The 20,092-nt window shown below is 64.0% G+C and carries 20 protein-coding genes and 1 riboswitch; of the genes, 14 read left to right on the forward strand and 6 right to left on the reverse strand.

The window, feature by feature from the left end; translation table 11 throughout:
- Positions 1 to 23: 23 nt before the first annotated feature.
- The 4 genes from FEZ59_RS22995 to FEZ59_RS23010 are packed head-to-tail and all read left to right on the forward strand — an operon-like array spanning position 24 to position 3,880.
- Positions 24 to 1,394, forward strand: a complete 1,371-nt coding sequence (locus FEZ59_RS22995) for an NtaA/DmoA family FMN-dependent monooxygenase (RefSeq protein WP_092765801.1) — start codon at positions 24 to 26, stop codon at positions 1,392 to 1,394.
- On the forward strand, positions 1,391 to 2,215 hold the full coding sequence (locus tag FEZ59_RS23000; RefSeq protein WP_172933266.1) for a DUF1684 domain-containing protein: 825 nt from the start codon (positions 1,391 to 1,393) through the stop codon (positions 2,213 to 2,215). Before FEZ59_RS22995 ends, FEZ59_RS23000 begins: the two co-directional genes overlap by 4 nt.
- Positions 2,212 to 3,354, forward strand: a complete 1,143-nt coding sequence (locus FEZ59_RS23005; RefSeq protein WP_047888733.1) for an LLM class flavin-dependent oxidoreductase — start codon at positions 2,212 to 2,214, stop codon at positions 3,352 to 3,354. The genes FEZ59_RS23000 and FEZ59_RS23005 overlap by 4 nt, the downstream gene beginning before the upstream one ends.
- Before the next feature lie 28 nt (positions 3,355 to 3,382).
- Positions 3,383 to 3,880, forward strand: coding sequence for a deaminase (locus FEZ59_RS23010; protein ID WP_167343319.1), 498 nt, complete (start codon positions 3,383 to 3,385; stop codon positions 3,878 to 3,880).
- A gap of 30 nt (positions 3,881 to 3,910) precedes the next feature.
- Here the strand turns inward: FEZ59_RS23010 and FEZ59_RS23015 are convergent, their stop codons facing one another.
- Complete coding sequence (locus FEZ59_RS23015; RefSeq protein ID WP_134998277.1) at positions 3,911 to 4,852, reverse strand: alpha/beta hydrolase family protein; 942 nt, start codon at positions 4,850 to 4,852, stop codon at positions 3,911 to 3,913.
- A gap of 115 nt (positions 4,853 to 4,967) precedes the next feature.
- Here FEZ59_RS23015 and FEZ59_RS23020 point away from each other — a divergent pair, with 115 nt between their 5' ends.
- The 6 genes from FEZ59_RS23020 to FEZ59_RS23045 all read left to right on the forward strand — a co-directional run bounded on the left by FEZ59_RS23020 (position 4,968) and on the right by FEZ59_RS23045 (position 11,040).
- Complete coding sequence (locus tag FEZ59_RS23020; protein WP_020968844.1) at positions 4,968 to 5,675, forward strand: hypothetical protein; 708 nt, start codon at positions 4,968 to 4,970, stop codon at positions 5,673 to 5,675.
- Positions 5,675 to 6,148: an RDD family protein gene (locus tag FEZ59_RS23025; protein WP_019749509.1), complete on the forward strand. Its 474-nt coding sequence runs from the start codon at positions 5,675 to 5,677 to the stop codon at positions 6,146 to 6,148. The genes FEZ59_RS23020 and FEZ59_RS23025 overlap by 1 nt, the downstream gene beginning before the upstream one ends.
- Positions 6,145 to 6,492, forward strand: coding sequence for a DUF202 domain-containing protein (locus FEZ59_RS23030; protein ID WP_019749510.1), 348 nt, complete (start codon positions 6,145 to 6,147; stop codon positions 6,490 to 6,492). The genes FEZ59_RS23025 and FEZ59_RS23030 overlap by 4 nt, the downstream gene beginning before the upstream one ends.
- Positions 6,493 to 6,599: 107 nt before the next feature.
- Positions 6,600 to 7,613, forward strand: coding sequence for a glucose-6-phosphate dehydrogenase (coenzyme-F420) (gene fgd, locus FEZ59_RS23035; protein ID WP_003944371.1), 1,014 nt, complete (start codon positions 6,600 to 6,602; stop codon positions 7,611 to 7,613).
- 146 nt (positions 7,614 to 7,759) lie between these two features.
- Entirely contained in the window at positions 7,760 to 9,838 is a 2,079-nt protein-coding gene (gene pta, locus FEZ59_RS23040) for a phosphate acetyltransferase (protein ID WP_003944313.1), read from the forward strand.
- A gap of 2 nt (positions 9,839 to 9,840) precedes the next feature.
- Positions 9,841 to 11,040 carry an acetate kinase gene (locus FEZ59_RS23045; RefSeq protein ID WP_019749511.1) on the forward strand — a complete coding sequence of 400 codons (1,200 nt, stop codon included), beginning with the start codon at positions 9,841 to 9,843 and terminating at the stop codon, positions 11,038 to 11,040.
- Between the two features lie 15 nt (positions 11,041 to 11,055).
- Here FEZ59_RS23045 and FEZ59_RS23050 read toward each other — a convergent pair whose 3' ends face one another.
- From FEZ59_RS23050 to FEZ59_RS23060, 3 genes are read right to left on the reverse strand one after another with little or no spacing between them, the layout of a single operon-like run.
- A complete protein-coding gene (locus FEZ59_RS23050) occupies positions 11,056 to 13,443 on the reverse strand; it encodes a serine/threonine-protein kinase (RefSeq protein ID WP_020968846.1) in 2,388 nt (795 codons plus the stop codon).
- A 7-nt stretch (positions 13,444 to 13,450) separates the two neighbouring features.
- Positions 13,451 to 14,437, reverse strand: a complete 987-nt coding sequence (locus FEZ59_RS23055) for a glutamate ABC transporter substrate-binding protein (RefSeq protein WP_020968847.1) — start codon at positions 14,435 to 14,437, stop codon at positions 13,451 to 13,453.
- 14 nt (positions 14,438 to 14,451) lie between these two features.
- Complete coding sequence (locus FEZ59_RS23060) at positions 14,452 to 15,813, reverse strand: hypothetical protein (RefSeq protein ID WP_029254777.1); 1,362 nt, start codon at positions 15,811 to 15,813, stop codon at positions 14,452 to 14,454.
- 158 nt (positions 15,814 to 15,971) lie between these two features.
- Here FEZ59_RS23060 and FEZ59_RS23065 point away from each other — a divergent pair, with 158 nt between their 5' ends.
- Entirely contained in the window at positions 15,972 to 16,616 is a 645-nt protein-coding gene (locus tag FEZ59_RS23065; RefSeq protein WP_172933267.1) for an NUDIX hydrolase, read from the forward strand.
- A 78-nt stretch (positions 16,617 to 16,694) separates the two neighbouring features.
- Here FEZ59_RS23065 and FEZ59_RS30320 read toward each other — a convergent pair whose 3' ends face one another.
- Both FEZ59_RS30320 and thiE read right to left on the reverse strand, forming a co-directional pair.
- Complete coding sequence (locus FEZ59_RS30320; RefSeq protein WP_003944354.1) at positions 16,695 to 16,826, reverse strand: hypothetical protein; 132 nt, start codon at positions 16,824 to 16,826, stop codon at positions 16,695 to 16,697.
- A 248-nt stretch (positions 16,827 to 17,074) separates the two neighbouring features.
- Positions 17,075 to 17,770 (reverse strand): thiamine phosphate synthase, encoded by a 696-nt coding sequence (gene thiE / locus FEZ59_RS23070; RefSeq protein WP_019749516.1) that lies wholly within the window; start codon positions 17,768 to 17,770, stop codon positions 17,075 to 17,077.
- Between the two features lie 26 nt (positions 17,771 to 17,796).
- A riboswitch (TPP riboswitch) is annotated at positions 17,797 to 17,943 on the forward strand.
- Between thiE and thiO the strand changes: the two genes are divergently transcribed.
- From thiO to FEZ59_RS23085, 3 genes are all read left to right on the forward strand, one after another.
- The gene (gene thiO / locus FEZ59_RS23075; RefSeq protein ID WP_060939860.1) at positions 17,943 to 19,022 is read left to right on the forward strand and encodes a glycine oxidase ThiO; all 1,080 of its coding nucleotides are present in this window, start codon (positions 17,943 to 17,945) and stop codon (positions 19,020 to 19,022) included. (Overlaps the previous riboswitch by 1 nt.)
- On the forward strand, positions 19,019 to 19,234 hold the full coding sequence (gene thiS, locus FEZ59_RS23080) for a sulfur carrier protein ThiS (protein WP_003944402.1): 216 nt from the start codon (positions 19,019 to 19,021) through the stop codon (positions 19,232 to 19,234). The genes thiO and thiS overlap by 4 nt, the downstream gene beginning before the upstream one ends.
- Positions 19,227 to 19,979 (forward strand): thiazole synthase, encoded by a 753-nt coding sequence (locus tag FEZ59_RS23085; protein ID WP_007726857.1) that lies wholly within the window; start codon positions 19,227 to 19,229, stop codon positions 19,977 to 19,979. The genes thiS and FEZ59_RS23085 overlap by 8 nt, the downstream gene beginning before the upstream one ends.
- Positions 19,980 to 20,092 lie beyond the last annotated feature (113 nt).

Genomic DNA, 20,092 nt, shown 5'->3' on the forward strand with positions numbered 1-20,092 from the left:
GCGAGCAAAGAACAGGAACACCGATGACACAGAACAGGATTCGCAAGCAAGTTCACCTGGGCGCTCACTTCCCCGGCGTGAACAACACCACGGTGTGGACCGATCCGGCGTCCAAGAGCCAGATCGAGTTCAGCTCGTTCGAGCATCTCGCACGCAGTGCCGAACGCGGATTGTTCGACTTCTTCTTCCTCGCAGAGGGTTTGCGCCTGCGCGAGCATCAGGGCAAGATTCACGACCTCGACGTGGTCGGTCGCCCGGACACCTTCAGTATCCTCAACGCGGTTGCCGGTGTGACAACGCATCTCGGCCTGGCCGGGACGATCAACACCACGTTCAACGAGCCATACGAGTTGGCCAAGCAGTTCTCGACGCTCGATCATCTCTCCGACGGCCGCGCCGCGTGGAACCTGGTCACCTCTTCGGATGCCTTTACCGGTGAGAACTTTCGCCGCGGTGGGTATCTGGAGCATTCCGAGCGGTACGCACGCGCAAACGAGTTGGTCGACGCAGTACGGACTCTGTGGGACAGTTGGAGCATCGATCGTCCGATCGTCGACCGTGAGCGCGGCGTTTTTGCCACCGACCAGCAGGTCGGTCAGTTCCAACACTCCGGTAAGCAGTTCGACATCTCCGGACGCTTCGAAGTACCTCGGAGTCCCCAAGGACACCCAGTCCTGCTGCAGGCAGGTGACTCCGACGAAGGACGCGAGTTCGGCGCCGCCAAGGCAGACGCCATCTTCACCGGGCACGGAACGCTCGAAGCAGGCAAGACGTTCTACGCCGACGTAAAGGGACGCTTGGCCAAGTACGGACGCACGCACGCAGACCTCAAGATTCTCCCCGCCGCCACCTTCGTGCTCGGTGACAACGCCGCGGACGCACAGGAGAAGGCGTATCACATCCGGCGGCAGCAGGTCGGACCCCAGACTGCCATCGCTTTTCTCGAACAAGTCTGGGGCAGAGACCTTTCCCAGTACGACGCCGACGGCCCGTTGCCGAAGGAAGATCCGTCGGACGACGTCAACATCACCCGCGGACGCGTCCGCCACGTCAAGGATCCGCGAGCGGTCGCAGATCAGTGGCGCGCCAAGGCCGAGGCCGAAAACCTCAGCATCCGTGAACTCATCATCGAAGTGACTGCCCGCCAACAGTTCGTGGGTAGTGCAGCGGAGGTGGCTGCCGAGATCGACACCTACGTCCAGGGCGACGCGAGCGACGGATTCATCCTCGTTCCCCACATCACCCCCGCGGGCCTCGACGAGTTCATCGATACCGTCGTACCAGAACTACAGGACCGCGGCAGTTTCCGGACCGAATACTCAGGAACCACCCTGCGCAGCCATCTCGGGCTGCGCCACCCGTACGAGCAGGCTGAAGGAGTCCGCGCATCATGACCGTTACCGACACTTCCACCAGCACCTTCACCGGCGAGTGGAATGCTTGGCATGCCTCGCGCGACGCCACCTTCAGTGAACCACTCGGCTGGCTGAGCCTGACTGCGTTGCATTGGCTGGTTGACACCGATTCCACCTTCACAGACCTGCCCGGTGCGTGGCGCGCCGACGCGAATGCCGTTGTCGTCACAGCGACGCCGGCCGACGACCTCTCGATCGACGGCGTCGCAGTGGACGGTTCACTCACTCTGAATCCGATCGAGGGGGCGCCGGGACTGATCGTCAAGCAGGGCGCGCGGTTGGTGGAGGTCATCCGCCGCACCGGCGAGGTAGCTCTGCGGATCCACGATTCGTCGGCCCCGGCATTGGCGCAGTTCAGTGGTATCCCGACCTTCGAGCCGAACCCGCAGTGGCGCATCGACGGTGTTTTCACCGCTTTCGAGGAGGCTCGCACGGTGACGACGGGTGCGGTCGTCGAGCGCCTCGAGCATCATCACGACGCCCGCGGAACCATCAGCTTCGAACACGACGGAGAAACCCAGACTCTGATTGCGTTCGCGGGCAAGGACAACGGCTTTCACATCCTGTTCACCGACGCGACCAGTGGTGTGTCCACGTACCCGGCCGCACGCTCGCTGCACGTTAGTGCACCGGAGCCCGGTGGCGCGGTAGTCCTCGATTTCAATCGGGCGTCGAACCTGCCCTGCGCCTTCACCGATTACGCGACGTGCCCCGTCGCCCCCGCCGAGAATCGTTTGCCGTTCGCGGTGGAAGCCGGCGAGAAGACCCCGAATACCCGCGACGGAAGCGCACCGAGGTGAGCGCGCCCCTGTCCGTACTCGACCTCTCGCCGATCAGTGAGGGTGAAACGGCCCGCCAGGCCTTGCGGAACTCGCTGGACCTCGCTCGTTCTGCCGAAGCGTGGGGATACAAGAGGTACTGGGTCGCCGAACACCACTTCGTCGGCGTAGCCAGCTCGTCACCGGCCGTTCTGGTCGGACTGATTGCGGCCGCGACCAACACCATTCGCGTCGGCTCGGCCGCAGTGCTGCTGGGCAACAACACGGCAGCTCAGGTGGTCGAGGCCTTCGGTACCGTCGAAGCGTTGTATCCGGGTCGTATCGATCTCGGTATCGGGCGCAGCGGGCAGCGTCGGGTGGAGGCACTTCGTGCCGTCGCTGCCGGAACGCCTGCCCCGGCAGAATCGAAGCGGGAGACCGTCGTACGCGACGGCGTCGTGATCCCGGCGCCCTTCGATCCAACCGGTCTTCTCACGTCACCGAGATTGCAGGCGTCGTTCGAGGCATTGGCGTTTCCGGGCGCACAGGCGCCCGATTTCGAGCAGCAGGTCGACGACATACTCTCGCTCCTGAACGGCACCCACCGCACCCGCGACGGCATCGAATTGCACGCCAGTCCCGGTGAGGACGCCGACGTCGAATTGTGGGTTTTCGGAAGCAGCGCAGGCCCCAGTGCCGAACTCGCCGGACGACTCGGATTGCCGTTCGGCGCGAATTACCATGTGGCGCCCTCGAGTACGCTTGATGCCGTCGAGGCATACCGTGCAGCATTCCGGCCGTCGGCAGTTCTGTCGGAGCCGTATGTCGTCGTCTCCGCGGATGTTGTTGCCGCAGAGGACGATGCGACGGCGAGAGAGTTGGCGTCGACGTTCGCGCACTGGACGCACAGCATTCGCAGCGGGCACGGCGCCATCCCGTACCCCGATCCGGCCACAGCGCTCCCACTTTCCGATGCCGACAAAGCAGTAGTGGAGGATCGGCTGATCACGCAGTTCGTCGGTTCACCCACCACCGTCGCCGACAGGCTCGACAGTTTGCAGAAGCTCACCGGAGCGGACGAATTGGTGATCACCGGGGTGACCCATCGGCACGAGGATCGCCTGCGCTCGTACGAGCTGCTTGCCAAGGAATGGGGACTACCCGCACTACTGGCAGCATGAGCTTGCCTTTGTCCATTAGTGTCGAGTGATGTTTTCGCCCCGAGATGCGCTTTCGCTTGCTCTTGACGTAGCGCGTGAGGGCATGGAACTCGGGGAGATGCCGATCGGGGCAGTCGTGTTCGACGACGACCGTGTGCTCGGGCGGGCGTATACGCAAGAACGGGCACTCGGCCGACGGGTAGTGCATGCGGACCTTCAAGCGCTCTTGCAGGCCGACGAGGCTCTCGGGTTCACTCGAGCGTCAGGAGAATTGACATTGGCGGTCAATCTCGAACCATGCCTGATGTGCATGGGTGCCGCGATCACACTCGGTGTGTCCCGGGTGTGGTTCGCTCTCGAATCCCCGAACGACGGTGCAAGGGAACTCGTGCAGCTGTGGGCGCCGCCTGAGGAACTTCCGTTTTTCCGTAAGCCGCGTGAAGTCCTCGGCGGCATTCGCCGTGACGAATCGCGAAATCTGTTCGCTGAATACGCCACTGGCACTGGACCCGCCGGGATGCGGGACTGGGCGCGCAGTCTCACCTGACGCCATGGCTTGAAAGGCGGGCCGTGAGGCTTACGCCCCGATCGCGCCCGCGATCATCGGCCACGACGCACGCATGTCGGCTTCGAAGAGTCCCCAGGTATGGGTGCCTTCAGGTCGGAAGCTGAACGTCGCGGGAATGCCGAGCTGACCGAATCGACCCTGTAGGGCAGCGGTGCACATGTTGGTGATGCCTTCGAGGACAGCACCGGGAACGACGCCGGCAGCCATCGCCAATGAGTTGATTCCGTCCACCGGACCGGGAAGGCCGTTGCCGGTGGAGATGAACAGCGCTGTGCCGCGCAGTTTCTCGGCATTGATCAGCGGGTCGTGAGCAGCCCACTGCGGGCTACCCCACGGCCCCCACATGTTGGCCGCGTTTCCTCCGCCGAGTATCTCGACCATCGAGCGCACCGCAGCCTGGCCGAGCGGGTCGCCGGCGCGCGGGCAGCCGCTGTACGAGCCGACGGCGCGGTAGGTGCCAGGCGACTGGATCGCGAGGTCCAGAACCGGTCCACCGGCCATCGACACGCCGCCGAGTGCGTTTACGCCGGTCGTGTTGTATCGAGCGTTGACCGCTGCCGGTAGTTCCTTGGTGAGGTACGTCTGCCATTTGTTGCGGCCGAGCACCGGATCGTCGGCGTTCCAGTCGGTGTACATGCTGAACTTGCCGCCGACCGGCATGACCACGTTGACGTGCTTGTCGTCGAAGAAGTCACGAACTCCGGTGTTGTTGAACCAAGAGATCCCGTCCTCACCGCCGCCGACGCCGGTCAAAAGGTAGAAGGTCGGGGCGGGGCCATCGCCGGCCGGGGAAATCACGTCGTTGGCGATCCAGCGGTCCATGGAGGGGGAGTAGACATCGATGCGGCTGACCACTGAATCCGCGCTCGCGGTCGGCGCGCTGAGGCCGAGAAAGCCGGCAACCATGGCCACCGCCATCGTCAATCGGACCGTGAATCGACGTGCCTTCATTATTTCCCCCTGGCGCAAGCCGGACAGCGTATTTGTGCCTACCAACAGTGGCACAATGCGAAGGAGAGTGACGAATGTCCGGATAACAGTCCGGTAAGAAGATGGAGACAATTGCGTGGGATCGCAGTCGCATCACCCCGAATCCGACGTGATTCGGCTGGCCTTCGGGCTGGCCGCGATCACGGCTGGTGCGGCGCGCAGAACCGCTGGTCTCGCCATTGATTCGGTGCAGCGGATCCCCGTTGTCGGTGACGCACTCGACGATGCGATCACCCAGGTCGCCACCCGCGGCACGGAAGCGATTCGCTCGACAGCGGAGTTTGCCGATTCCACGTTGAGAACGGTGATCAAAGCTGTCGTCGACGCTGCTCTTGCCGAAGTCGACATCACGAAGATCGTCGTGGACCACGTGGACATCGACAAGATCGCCGAGAACATCGACGTGGACAAGATTGCCGAACGGGTCTCGCTCGAACCGATCATCGATCGCGTCGACATCGATGCGATCGCAAGCCGACTCGACGTCAAAGCAGTGATCGATCGCCTCGACCTCGACGGCATCGTCGACAGCGTCGACCTCGAGCGCCAGATCGACCGCGTCGACCTCCTCAAGATCGCCGACCAGGTCATCGAGGGTGTCGACCTCCCACAGATGATTCGTGAATCGACCGGTTCACTCTCCACCGAAGCCGTGCACGGGGCGCGCGTGCAGGGGATGCAGGCGGACGACGCTGTCGCCGGGTTCGTCGGACGATTGTTCGGCCGCGACAACGCACCACCCTCACACGAGCCGCATCCGGACACGAACGCAGGTGAACGCTAGTGGCCCAGGAGAATTCCGGCCCGGCCGGAATCGTCACCCGCGGCCTCGCCGGACTGATCGACCTGGGCGTCGTGCTGATCCTGATGGGTTCCGTGTACGTGGCCTTGGCCTTTGTTCGATTGCTCTTCTCGCCGCAGAGTTTCACGTTCTCGGAACCGGGAATCTTCCTGTCCACGACGGCATTTCTCGGCGTCTCGGTGGCCTACCTGACTGCCTGCTGGGCGACCACCGGCCGAACTGTCGGTTCCCTCGTGATGGGGTTGCGGGTGATCACGTCGGGTCACCGGTTGGTCCGTTGGCCGCTCGCCTTCATCCGTGCGGTGCTCTGTGTGCTCTTCGCCTTCGGATTGCTGTGGTCGGCGGTCGATCGACGGCGACGATCGTTGCAGGACATCGTTCTGCGCACCGAGGTCGTCTACGACTGGCGTCAGGACCCGGATCTGGTGGCACCCCACGGAGGCGAGCACGCATGAGTGAACCGAACCGCCCGGACGAGCGATTCACCCTTGCCAGCGAGCGCACCTTCCTCGCGTGGATGCGTAGCTCGCTTGCCCTGCTGGCGGGCGGCATCGCCGTCGTCCAGTTGGTCCCCGAGTGGAGTACAGGGTGGGTTCGCACGGCGCTCGGCCTGACGTTGATCGCACTCTCGGCAGCAGCCGCCCTCGTCGGTATGCGACGCTGGCTACAGGTGAAGAAGGCGCTCGAGGACGGAGCGGCGATGCCGGAACCGCATGCGCTGTGGCTGTTCGCACTGGCATTGGCCGGAGTTGCCGTCGCGGCCGGCGTGGCAACGGTGGTTACCAGCCTCGCTCGCTGAGATACCTCGTGAGATACGCAGAGAAGTCCGAGCGGTGTCTGGATAGTCTGCAAAGAACGAGAAGCAAGTCAGAGAAGTAAACGAAACAGACGACAAGGGAGTGCACGGTGGCGCAGGAACTCAAGCTCGGATACAAGGCATCGGCTGAGCAATTCGGCCCTCGCGAACTGGTAGAGCTGGCAGTTCTGGCAGAGCAGCACGGCATGGATTCCGTTGCGGTGAGCGATCATTTCCAGCCGTGGCGCCACAACGGTGGACACGCGCCGTTCTCGCTCGCCTGGATGACGGCCGTCGGTGAGCGCACCGAGCGCGTGCAGATCGGCACGTCCGTGATGACGCCGACGTTCCGCTACAACCCGGCGGTCATCGCTCAGGCGTTCGCGACGATGGGATGTCTCTACCCGGGGCGCATCATGCTCGGCGTCGGCAGCGGTGAGGCTCTCAACGAGATCGCCACCGGCTTCCAGGGCGAGTGGCCCGAGTTCAAGGAACGCTTCGCGCGCCTGCGTGAGTCGGTGCGGCTGATGCGTGAGCTGTGGCTGGGCGATCGTGTCGACTTCGAAGGCGAGTACTTCACCACTCGTGGCGCGTCGATCTACGACGTTCCCGAGGGTGGGATTCCCGTGTACATCGCGGCCGGTGGACCCGTTGTCGCCCGGTACGCGGGACGTGCCGGTGACGGCTTCATCTGCACTTCCGGCAAGGGCATGGAGCTCTACACCGAGAAGTTGCTTCCGGCAGTTGCCGAGGGCGCGGCCAAGGCCGAGCGCGACGTCGCCGACATCGACAAGATGATCGAGATCAAGATCAGCTACGACACCGATCCGGAGGCTGCACTCGAGAACACGCGTTTCTGGGCGCCGCTTTCCCTGACGCCGGAGCAGAAGCACAGCATCGAGGATCCGATCGAAATGGAAGCAGCTGCCGACGCTCTGCCCATCGAGCAGGTGGCCAAGCGCTGGATCGTCGCTTCCGATCCCGACGACGCCGTCGAGCAGGTCAAGGCCTACGTCGACGCCGGTCTCAATCACCTGGTGTTCCACGCACCGGGCCACGATCAGCGCCGCTTCCTCGAACTGTTCGAGCGTGACCTCGCGCCCCGCCTGCGTGCTCTGGGCTGATCCTCGAGATCAACTGAACGGTGTCTGCCACTCGACGTGTGGCAGGCACCGTTCGTCTTTCTCGTAGCGGCCGGTTGTCGGCTGCACCGTGAGCGTGACCACGATCAGTGGCAAGGTGGGCGGCGGCCCACACTAGGCTGTTGGGCATGCCAGAAGCGCCCGCTGCCGTGTCGAGTGTCTACGTCGCCTCTCCTGAAGGTGACACCGGAAAATCCACCATCGCGCTTGGCGTGCTGCAGATGTTGTGCGCGACTGTCGCCCGGGTCGGTGTCTTCCGCCCGATCGCCCGCTCGACCGAGGAAACCGACTACATCCTCGAACTGCTGCTAGAGCACACCACTGCCGATCTCTCCTACGCCGACGCACTCGGCGTCACCTACGAGCAAGTTCACGCCGATCCGGAAGCCGCACTGGCCGACATCGTCGCGAAGTACCACACCGTGGCCGAGCAGTGCGACGCCGTCGTGATCATCGGAAGTGACTACACCGACGTCGCAAGCCCCAGTGAACTGAGCTTCAACGCCCGCATCGCCGTGAACCTGGGAGCGCCGGTCCTGTTGGCGGTTCGAGGCGCTCGGCGCAGCGTCGAGGAGGTTGCTCAGCTCGCGCACCTGTGCGCCGCCGAGTTGGCTGCCAACCACGCTCACCTGCTCGCGGTCGTCGCCAATCGCTGCGATCCCGACAAGCTCGACGAGGTCACCGCAGCCCTGTCCGACATCGGTGTTCCGACGTGGAGCCTGCCGGAGATTCCGTTGCTCGTCTCACCCACGATGGCCGAGTTGATGGAAGCCACCGGCGGCGAGTTGTACTCGGGTGACCCGGAACTGCTGCACCGCGAGGCACTGAAGGTGATGGTGGGAGGCATGACCGCCGAGCACATCCTCGAGCGTCTGGTCGAGGGCATGGTCGTCATCGCGCCGGGTGACCGCTCGGACGTGCTGCTCGCGTTGCTCAATGCGCATGAGGCGGAGGGATTTCCGTCGCTCGCGGGCATCATCATGAATGGCGGGATCACGCCGCACCCGGCCATCGCGGCGTTGATGGCCGGCCTCAAACAGCGTCTTCCGATCCTCACAACAACCCTCGGCACTTTCGACACCGCAAGCGCTGCAGCCCAAACCCGCGGACGCGTGGCAGTCGGTTCGCAGCGAAAGGTCGACACTGCGCTGAGCTTGATGGAACAGCGCGTCGACGCCGACGTCCTGATGGACCGACTGGCACTGCCGATTCCGTCGGTCGTGACCCCACAGATGTTCGAGTACAAGCTCATCGACCGCGCTCGACGCGATCGCAAGCACATCGTCCTCCCGGAGGGTGACGACGACCGGATCCTGCGCGCGGCCGGCCGGCTGCTGCAGCGCCAGGTTGCCGACCTGACGATCCTCGGCGACGAACCCAGTGTGCGTCGACGCGCAGCGGAACTCGGCGTGGACATCAGCGGCGCGCAGGTCCTCGCGCCCGCGCAGTCCGAGTACACCGAGCGCTTCGCTCAGGAATACACCGCGCTGCGGGCGCACAAGGGCATGACCATCGAGCGGGCCCGCGAGGTGATCGCCGACATCTCGTACTTCGGAACGATGATGGTGCACTTGGGTATTGCCGACGGCATGGTCTCCGGTGCCGCCCATACCACCGCTCACACGATCCGGCCCTCGTTCGAGATCATCAAGACGGCTCCCGGAGTTTCGACGGTTTCGAGCATCTTCCTGATGTGCCTGGCCGACCGCGTTCTCTCCTACGGTGACTGCGCCGTGGTTCCGGACCCGACGTCGGAGCAGTTGGCGGACATCGCGATCTCGTCCGCACAGACGGCGTCGCAGTTCGGTATCGATCCGCGCATTGCGATGCTCTCGTACTCCACCGGCGATTCGGGCAGTGGAGCCGACGTCGACAAGGTTCGCACCGCGACCGCTTTGGTGCGCGAGCGCCGACCGGACCTGTTGGTGGAAGGGCCCATTCAGTACGACGCGGCCGTCGAGCAGAGTGTCGCTGACAAGAAGATGCCGGATTCTCTGGTGGCGGGCAAGGCCACGGTGTTCGTGTTCCCGGACTTGAACACCGGCAACAACACCTACAAGGCAGTGCAGCGTAGCGCCGGCGCTATCGCCGTCGGCCCGGTTCTGCAGGGACTGAACAAGCCGGTCAACGATCTCTCGCGTGGAGCGTTGGTCCAGGACATCGTCAACACCGTGGCTATCACGGCAATACAGGCACAGGGAGCGTAAGCGTGAGCGACGGCACCGTACTGGTCATCAATTCCGGCTCGTCATCGATCAAATTTCAACTCGTGCATCCGGATACAGCGGAATCGGTAGCGCACGGCCTCATCGAGCGGATCGGTGAACCCGACGGCCACATCGTCTACAACCACCGCACCGGAGTCGAAGACCGCAGCCTCCCCATCGCCGATCACCGTGCGGGACTGAAGATGGTGCTCGACATCGTCGCCGAGGTCGGACGGCCGCTGAGCGAGGCAGGAATCATCGCCGTCGGTCACCGAGTCGTGCACGGTGGTGACATCTTCTATTCGCCGACGCTCATCGACGACGGCGTCGTGAAAGCCATCGAGGATTTGTCGAACCTTGCGCCGCTGCACAATCCGGCCAACGTGATCGGTATCGAGGTGGCGCGCGAAGAACTGCCAGACGTTCCGCACGTAGCAGTATTCGACACTGCCTTCTTTCACACGCTGCCCGCCGCAGCGTCGACCTACGCGATCGATCGGGATGTGGCCAAGGCCAACCAGATTCGTCGATACGGCTTCCACGGGACCTCACACGAATACGTGTCGGGACGAGTCGCGGACTTCCTCGGCAAGGATCCGGCCGAGCTGAATCAGATTGTTCTGCACCTCGGAAACGGCGCTTCGGCCTCGGCAATCAAGGGCGGCAAGGCTATCGACACCACGATGGGCCTCACCCCGCTCGAGGGTCTTGTCATGGGCACCCGCAGCGGCGACATCGACCCAGGCATCATCTTGCACCTCAATCGCAACTCGGGAATGAAGGTCGACGAGATCGACGACCTCCTCAACCGTCGTTCCGGTTTGAAGGGACTGTCGGGAGTCAACGATTTCCGTGCCCTGCTCGCACTGATCGAGGGCGGCGACGAAGACGCACAACTTGCCTACGACGTCTACGTACACATGCTCCGTAAGTACATCGGCGCCTTCATCGTTCAACTCGGTGGCGTCGACGTCATCACCTTCACCGGCGGTGTTGGCGAGAACAACATCGACGTACGACGCGACAGCCTGGCCGGCCTCTCCCGTCTCGGAATCGAGGTCGACCCGGCTCTCAACGAGGCGAAGAGCCGCGACGAGCGTCGTATCTCCGCATCCACGTCGGCCGTCGAGGTGCTGGTGGTCCCCACCAACGAGGAGTTGGCGATCGCCCGCGCGGCGAAGGCTTTGGTGGCCGCGCTGTAAATCTCGGGGAGCGCGTCAGAAATTGCTGCGCGGACGCACCGCGTTCGCCCGGTCCACGAGGGCGTAGCGGTGCGTGCGGGAGGTCGTGGCGCGGGCGAGGGCGCGAAGGCAGGCTTCGGCTCCGGTGCGCAGACCCTGCTCGGTGAATGGCAGGTCGAGGATGGGTTCGAGTTCGGTGTGCGAGCGGTTTCCGTAGCGAATCCAATCGAGTGCCGTGCCCAACACCAGGGTTCGCATCTGCAGACTTCGGCTCTCCTCGGCCGGTAGCGCGCGAACGCGACGGGCGGCTTCCCTCAGAGTCGATTCGTCGAGTTCGGCGATCGGAACGCCGGACAGCATCGTCAGAGCGCTCGACATCCGTGCGACGTTGTAGTGCCGGGAAGACGTGGGAACTTCGTCGAGGGCGGCGATGGCTGCCTTCTTGTTGCCGTGATCGGCGAGTTGCCTGGCGAGCCCGAATGCTGCGCTGACGTAGTTCCGTTCGGTCCGCCAGACGGTGCGGTAGTACTTCTCCGAGAAGCGGCACCATTGGTCCGGGTCGTCGCTCTCCCAATGCTGGAGGATCAGTTCTGCTGTCGCCGCCAACGCGAGTTTGGGTGCAGCCTCGCCCGGCAGAGCCGTCAGGACGGTCTCGAAATGACTGAAGGCGGGCTCAAATCGGTCCAGTTGCAACGCTGCAAGCCCTCGATACCACTCGATCTTCCAGTGATCACCGATGCTCTGCTGGAGTTCGTCCAGAACACTCAGCGCGGTCTCCGGATCGCCGAGATCGAGATGAGCCTTGGCCTCGGCCAGTCGGACCTCGCCGGAGATGGCGGCCGCCGGTGTGCCTGACGTTCGGTCGATTCCGTTCTCGCGGGCGTGTTTCAACGCATCGAGAGTCTGAGACGGTTCGCTGTGCACCGCTGCCGCCAGCAACGGCGCGCTGGGATCGGTGGGGTCGACCAACGGGATGGGAAGTGCGTGCGCAACTTCGCGCGGATCGAGAGCAGCGTCGTGGCTGACACCGTCGACGTACACATCGGTTTGCCCGACCAATTCATCGGTGCCGAAAGACGTTCGCTGCCTGCTGAACACGAGCGAGAGCCCGGGATTCTCCTGCCCGGTCTGCTCCGCGAGGATTTCTCGCAGAACGCCGGTGAGTTGGCCCGCGATCTCCTCGGCCGACTGGAAACGCTTCTTCGGATCCGGGTCGGTGGCGCGCAGCAGCAGGCGGTGGAAGAACTCGTTGTCGCGCAGTAGTGGCTCGTCCTCGGGTTCGGGAAGGCCGTCGAGGTACCGTCCGTGCTTCGAGGGCATGTCGAGGGTGAGAACCGCGAGTGTTCTTCCGACGGTGAAGATGTCGGAGGCGATGGTCGGGCCGGTCTCGATGATCTCCGGCGCTTGATAGCCGGCAGTGCCGTACAGGTATCCGTAGTCTTCGATCCCGGATACGGCGCCGAGGTCGATCAGCTTCAGTTGGTCCTCGGTGACCATCACGTTCTCGGGTTTGAGGTCGTTGTAAGCCAGGCCGGTGGAATGCAGATAGCTCAACGCCGGAAGGATTTCCAGTACGTAGCCGATTGCCTGCTCGATCGGCATGTGCTTGCCGTCCGGGAATTCGGCCAGCACCTCGCGCAATGATCGCCCGCCCACATACTCCATGACGATGTACCCCATGGGTGTCCCGTCCGGGCGCGGATGCTCGACGAAGTTGAAGATCTTGACGATGCTGGGGTTGGCGACCTCGGCGAGGAACTGACGCTCGGCCACCGCAACGGCTTGCGCTTCGGAATCACCGAAATGCAAGAGTCCCTTGAGAACTACCCACCTGTCGCTGACATTGCGATCGATCGCGAGGTAGATCCATCCGAGGCCGCCGTGCGCGATGGGCCCTTGAACCTCGTATTGACCTGATACCAATTCGCCCTCTTCGAGGAGTGGGCGGAAGTCGAAAGTGGAACCGCACTTGGGGCAGGTGCCGTGCTGAGTTGCCTTGGTGCTTGCGCTCTTACGGCCGACCGGTTCGTTGCATTTCCAACAGAACCGTTTGCGCTCGGGGACCGTCGGGTCACTCATCACCGCAGATGCGGGGTCGATCTGCGGGACGGGGGGAACTTCGACCAGGCCGCCGCCGAGGCGCAGCTTTCGTCCCGACCGGCTGCGGCGGGATCGAGTGGAGCGGCCGGTAGGGGAGGAGGATGCGGACGGCGTGGTTCCTCGTATCTGGGCCGAGGTCGGTTCGAGGCGCTCGTAGGCGCCGGTGGCTTCGGGTTCGGAGCGTAGGGATGCCTGCGTGGAGTCAGGCTCGCGGTGAACTGCCTGCGTGGAGTCAGGCTCGCGGTGAACTGCCTGCGTGGAGTCAGGCTCGGGGCGTACGGAGGCTTGCGTGGCGTCGGGCTCGGGGCCGGATTCTTCGGTCATGTCAGCCTCAATCCCGGTAGACGGCCGGCGGGGGACCGGGTGACGGACCGAGGACGCTGAGCCAACGGTCGTAGATACGGTTCCAGGTCCCGTCACCCCGGATCCGCTCGAGGGTTCCGTTGACGAATCGGACCAAGTCGGGGTTGTCCTTGTTCACTCCGATTCCGTAGGGTTCGACGCCCAGTGAACCACCGACCATCATGAGATACGGGTCTTGCGAGGCGAGGCCCGCGAGGATCGTGTCGTCGGTGCTGATCGCGTCCACCTGCCCCTGCTGGAGGACGACGAGGCAGTCGGACCACATCGGGACGGTCACGACGGTGGCTTCGGGTTGGAGCTCCTGGATTCGCGTGGCCGACGTCGTTCCCCGGGCAGCGCAGACTCGCTTGCCTGCGAGATCGGCGATGCCGCGTACCGGTGAACCCTGCAGGACCTGAATTCGTTGCTCGGCGGAGAAGTACTGCGTCGAGAAGTCGACCTTCTCGCGCCGCTCGCACGTGATGGTCATGGTTTTGACGACCACGTCGACCATGGATTCCTGGAGTGCGGCGATCCGATCGTCCGAGGTCAGGATTCGGTACTCGATCTTCTCCGGGTCGCCGAGCAGATCGCGGGCGATCTCGCGGGCGATGTCCACGTCGAAGCCTTCGAGGCGTCCGGTCGCCGGATCGCGAAAGCTCATGAGGTTGGAACCGGTGTCCAGGCCCACGATCAGCCGCCCGCGGGCGCGGATGGCGTCGAGGCTCGGCGTGGGTGGCTGCGGAGATGCGTCTGCGGGTGTGGGGCGCAGGCTTGCAGTGAGGTTGGTGCACGACGCGGTAGTCGTCGGTGTCGGACTGGGCGCGATGGTGGCCTCGGCCGGCAGCGGCGGTTCCGTGTACGACGTGGCGGCCGCGTTGTTCAGGTCTTCGGCTCGATCTGCACCGCAACCGGCGAGCGCCAGCACGGACGCTGCCAGAACCGCGACGCACACGGCCGGGAGCTTCCTCCGCATCTCCGGTACTCCCGTCACTGATACTCCCGCAGTCGGGGCCAGAACCCGATGAAGATTCCGGCAACTCCGAGAACTGCCAATACAGTCATGCCCGGTGCAGAGGCAGCCAACACACGTGAGGCGTACGAGACGTCGGACCGAAGATTTGTGCGCGAATCCACGATTCCTTGCCAGAGTTCGTGATCGAGCTTTCCGTATTCCGCGGCCGAATCCTGTTCTCCGGAGCCGATGGTGATGGCGGCAGCGGAAGTGAAGTCGCCGGTCCCGAGACGGTCGTACATGCGCGTGTGCGCAGCCACCCATTGCTCGCGCGAATCCAGTGCGGCGGTCAGCACCTCGTTGTTCACTCGGGCGCGTTCGTCGCTGCGTAGGCCCTCGAGGATGTCGCGCAGGGCGTCGACCTTGCGAGTGAACGTCACGTTGTCCTCGGCAGTTGAATCCCGTCTCGCCAACGTGAGGGTTTCGACGGTACGTGCCTGCTGTGCCATGATCCGGGCCTCGGTCAGTTCGTGCAGTGGCTCGGCGCCCGCGTCGAGTGCACGTCCGGTGGCAAGTGCGGACACCAGTCCGACGGTGAGCAGCCACAGCAGCGCAGCCGCGACGGCGAGCGAGGCAAGGATCAACCCGAGATTGAAGCGTCGGCGACTCTTGCGGGAGAAGTACACCTGTGTTGCCACCAGCGCGCACAGCACGAGGACGAATGCCACGATCGGCCACCACGGTGGAGTCTCGAAATCGCGCTGTACCTGCGAGACCAGGGTCTCCTGCGAGGCGTGCAGTTGCTGAGCCATCGGCAGCAGCGAGGTCTGCATCAACTGCGAGGCCTCGCTCAAATATGCTGCCCCGACCGGGTTTCCGACGCGATTGTTCGCCCGTGCAGTTTCGACCAGCCCGGTGTAGACGGAGAGGTCGGTCGAGATGGTGGTCAACGCGCTGTGCCCGGCAAGATCAGTCGAGTCGAGACCGGCCGACGCCTGGACGATCTCCGCCGACGCCTCACCGATCGACTGCGTGTATCGGTCGCGTACTTCGGCGGGTTCGAGGCCGCCGGAGATGAAGGCGGTGGCCGCGGCGGCGTCTGCCAAAGACAACGCGCTGTAGAGGTTCTGGGCCGAGTTGGCGAGAGGTTCGGTTTCGACGAGGAGGAGGTCGAGGTTCGCCTGTCGGTTCTCGATCGCTGCGGTGGCGAGGAGTCCGGCGATCAAGGTGATCGCAATCAAGATCACTCCGACGACGGTCAACCGGCCGGGCGTCGAGGACATGAATGCCTGGAGTTCGCGCCGCAGAAGTGCTCGCTCGTCCTCCGCCGATACCGAAGTGCCCTCGGAGGGCGGCAGCGACCGGGGTTCGATGGACGGGACGACACGGTCGACCATCGAGCACCTCACTTCGCTGTAGGCGGGCTACCGAGAAATGATGCCGCCGAGAAATGATTCAGGGCATCTTCGCGAGCATATAAGCATCACCTACACCTGGAGCAGTTTGAAACGGTTAGTGTGGGACAACGGCGAGAGCAGGCGGAGCGAGGTAGTCGATGCGTGGTGACGGTGACGGTTGGTCGATCGGACCGGACGGTACTCGGCATTGGGGTAAACACGGAGCCGCTGGACTGCTTCTGCGCGCCCCCGATTCGGACGGATCGCCCCTGGTCTTGCTGCAGCATCGTGCGGCGTGGAGCCATCAAGGTGGTACCTGGGCATTGCCCGGTGGAGCACGGGACTCACACGAAAGCACGACGCACGCCGCTGTCCGGGAGGCACACGAAGAAGCCGGAATCGCCGAAGACGCCGTTCGCGTCCGCGGTGAGGTAGTGACGATGCACGCGGAGAGCGGGTGGACCTACACCACCGTCGTGGCTGATGCGGCACATCCACTGTCGACGGTTGCCAACGGTGAGAGCACCGAGTTGCGGTGGGTGCGTGAAGCCGACGTCGATTCGCTGCCATTGCATCCGGGATTCGGTTCCTCGTGGCCCGAGCTCCGAACTGCGCCTGTACCAGCCGAGACCGAAGACCTACAGGCCGGCGACCCACACACCGTCGTACTCGAAGGCGGTGGCTTCGGATGGTTGTCGGGCAGCTCGCACCAAGGCAGTTCCCACCAAGGCAGTTCCCACCAAGGCAGTGAGCAGTCAGGCAGTGACCAGAACCTGTCCGAGGCGTCGAGTACGCAGTCTTAACAGGGCATATACAGCAGAAGGGCCGGACTCCTCAGGAGTCCGGCCCTTCTGTGTTTCGGTCGTCGACCGAAACGAGGCTCAGCTGAGCGAGTTCAGCGCCGTGATGAAGCTGACCGCGGTGATACCGAGCTTGAGCAGCTCGCTGATCTTGCCGAGGTTCAGGTCTTCGAGCGATTCGGTGCTGAGCGAGCCGGTGTCGAGGGATCCCATTTAGTGCTCCTAGGTTCAGTTAGTAACTGGAGGTAAACTACAACAAACCGAATGGGATGTGACACGCAATCGAAACAACTGTGATCAAGATCACGTAATCCGACTTTTCGGACATCCAATCGCACCTAGGAACTGGGGGTTTGTTGTCTGATCGGACAACTTCCGTTCATGTTTCGAGTCAGGCGTGCTGACCCGTAACTGTGTGGAAATCGCCCGGCAAACAGTTGACGGTCGCCAGTTACCGGTTTTCAGCGTCCAGCGACGGCGGCGGCGAGGCGCTGCGCAGCCGCCTGCGGATCCGACGCCTGCGTGATTGCACGCACGACGACGATGCGCGTGGCACCGGCATCGAGCAGCTCCGGCAGGCGTTCCTCGTCGATGCCGCCGATTGCGAACCAGGGGCGCGGCGGTGCGGCGTCGGCGGTCGATCGAACCAGTTCCAGACCGGACGCACTTCGATTCGGTTTGGTCGGTGTCGCCCAGACCGGCCCGGTGCAGAAGTAGTCGACGCCCTCTTCGATTGCGGCCAGACTCGCCTGCGCGCGACTACTCGTCGAACGCCCGATGACGACGTCTTCACCGACAACGGTTCGTGCGTAGGGGACGGGAATGTCGTTCTGCCCGAGGTGGAGGATGTCGGCACCGGAAGCCATCGCGAGATCCGCGCGATCGTTCACGGCCAACAATGCGCCGTGGCGTCGCGCTGCGGCCGCGAGAATGCCCAGTGCTACCAGTTCGTCCTTGGCCTCGAGCGGGCCGAACTCGCGCTCACCGGCAGAGCCCTTGTCACGCAATTGGATGATGTCGACTCCGCCGGACAATGCTGCCTCGGCGAACTGCGCGAGGTCGCCTTTCTCGCGGCGCGCGTCGGTGCACAGGTACAGCCGTGCTGCTGCCAGGCGCTCGCGCCGGTCGATGACGTTACTGGGATGTGTGGGGTGCACGGAGCAAACGGTAGCCTCTAGGGAGCAAGGTTCGACACGGGAGTCCTGAAACGTCGCCGTCACTTTTTGTCGTGACTGCGAGGTTCGTGGGGCTGAGAGGGGATCGCGACCAGATCCCGACCGTCAGACCTGACCCGGATCATGCCGGCGCAGGAAGTGGAGGTGGAGTTTCGTGAGTACACACGCTCGTACGGTGTCGGTTGTCGGCGGCGGTGTCATCGGTCTCGCCATTGCGTGGCGAGCAGCCCGCGACGGGTGGTCCGTTCGGTTGTACGACCCGTCCATTGGATCAGGTGCTTCGTGGGTGGCGGGCGGAATGCTCGCCCCGCTTTCCGAAGGCTGGCCGGGTGAAGAGACAGCGTTGACGGTTGGTGCAGCGTCCCTGGCACGGTGGCCGACGTTCGGTGAGGAGCTCGGAAAGTTCGGGCCATCGGTCTTCACCGCGGACAGTTCGCTGACGGTTGCACTCGATGCGGCCGACGCGCAGGACCTGCAGACCATCGCCGAGTGGGTGACCGCGCAGGGCCATGAACTCGAAGTTCTCGGTCGCGCCCGCATCCGCGAACTCGAACCGATGCTCGGCCGGGGCATCCGGTCGGGACTGATGGCTGTCGGTGAGTCCGCCGTCGACAACAGACTTCTGCTGGAGGCGTTGCAGAAGGCCTGTGCGGAATCCGGCGTCGAATTGATCGCGCGTGCCGTCAACGACCTCGCCGAACTCGACACCGATCAGATCGTGCTCACCGCCGGTATCGCGTCACCCAAGCTGTGGCCCGGGTTACCGGTACGCCCGGTCAAGGGCGAAATCCTTCGCCTGCGGAGTAGGCCTGGAGTCACCCCGGCGCCCAGCCGCACCATCCGCGGAAGCGTCCACGGGCGGCCCGCCTACCTCGTCCCGCGCGGTGACGGAATCGTCGTCGGCGCAACACAATACGAGTCCGGTGAGGACACGCAGGTCACGATGGCCGGAGTACGGGACCTGATCAACGACGCCGAGGCGCTGATGCCGGCGATCGGCGAATACGAACTGTACGAATGCGCGGCAGGCCTGCGTCCCATGACGCCGGACAACCTGCCGTTGATCGGGCGCGTGTCCGATCGTGTTGTCGTCTCCACCGGACACGGACGCAACGGTGTCCTGCTGACGCCTGTCACCGCCGATGCGACGGTCGCGTTGCTGAACGGCACATCTTTGGTCGAGGTAAAAGGAACCGAACCCGAGCGGTTCGCAGTAGTTAAGGAAAATTCATGAGTGAGCAGGTCCCGATCGGTATCACCGTCAACGGCGAAGATCTCGAGTTCGATCGAGCAGTCACGGTGACCGAGCTACTGACGCACCTCGAGTTGCCGAGCAAGGGTATCGCCGTCGCCGTCGACGGTGCGCTCTTTCCTCGCGGGCGTTGGGACGAATCCGTCGGACGTGGTTGGGAAATCGAGATCCTCACGGCGGTGCAGGGTGGCTGAGCAGGACCTTCTCACTATCGCTGGCCGCAGCTTCGGTTCCCGGCTCATCACCGGAACAGGCGGCGCCGCCAACCTTGCGGTGCTCGAGGAAGCGCTCGTCGCCTCCGGCACCGAACTGACCACCGTCGCGATGCGGCGAGTCGACGCGGCCGGCGGCACCGGCGTTCTGGACCTGCTTCGTCGCCTCGGAATCGAACCGTTGCCGAACACCGCCGGGTGTCGGGGTGCCGCCGAAGCAGTGCTGACGGCGCAGTTGGCACGCGAAGCGCTCGAGACGAACTGGGTCAAACTCGAAGTCATCGCCGACGAGCGGACACTGCTGCCCGACGCAATCGAACTCGTCTCCGCCGCAGAACAATTGGTGGACGACGGATTCACCGTTCTGCCGTACACGACGGACGATCCGGTGCTGGCGCTTCGCCTCGAAGAGGTTGGTTGCGCCGCGGTCATGCCGCTCGGTTCACCCATCGGCACCGGGCTTGGTATCGCGAATCCGCACAACATCGAGATGATCGTCGAGCGCGCCGGCGTACCCGTCATCCTCGACGCCGGGATCGGAACGGCCAGCGACGCCACCCTTGCCATGGAGTTGGGCTGCGACGCCGTCCTACTTGCGACAGCGGTGACGCGGGCCAAGAATCCCGCGCTGATGGCGTCGGCGATGCGTCACGCTGTCGTGGCAGGTTTCGAGGCGCGGCACGCCGGCCGGATCCCCAAGCGATTCTGGGCTCAAGCGTCGTCCTGAGGGACGAGATCCGGGTGATTTCTCGGGGTTCTGCCCGAATTGCCCGGACTCATGTCCTACCTGAGTACCACTCGGAACTAGACCTGTGGCCGATGTGCTGGTCATTGCCGGTA

It is taken from the genome of Rhodococcus sp. MS13 (genome assembly GCF_013277835.1).
Taxonomy (GTDB): Bacteria; Actinomycetota; Actinomycetes; order Mycobacteriales; family Mycobacteriaceae; genus Rhodococcus_F; species Rhodococcus_F erythropolis.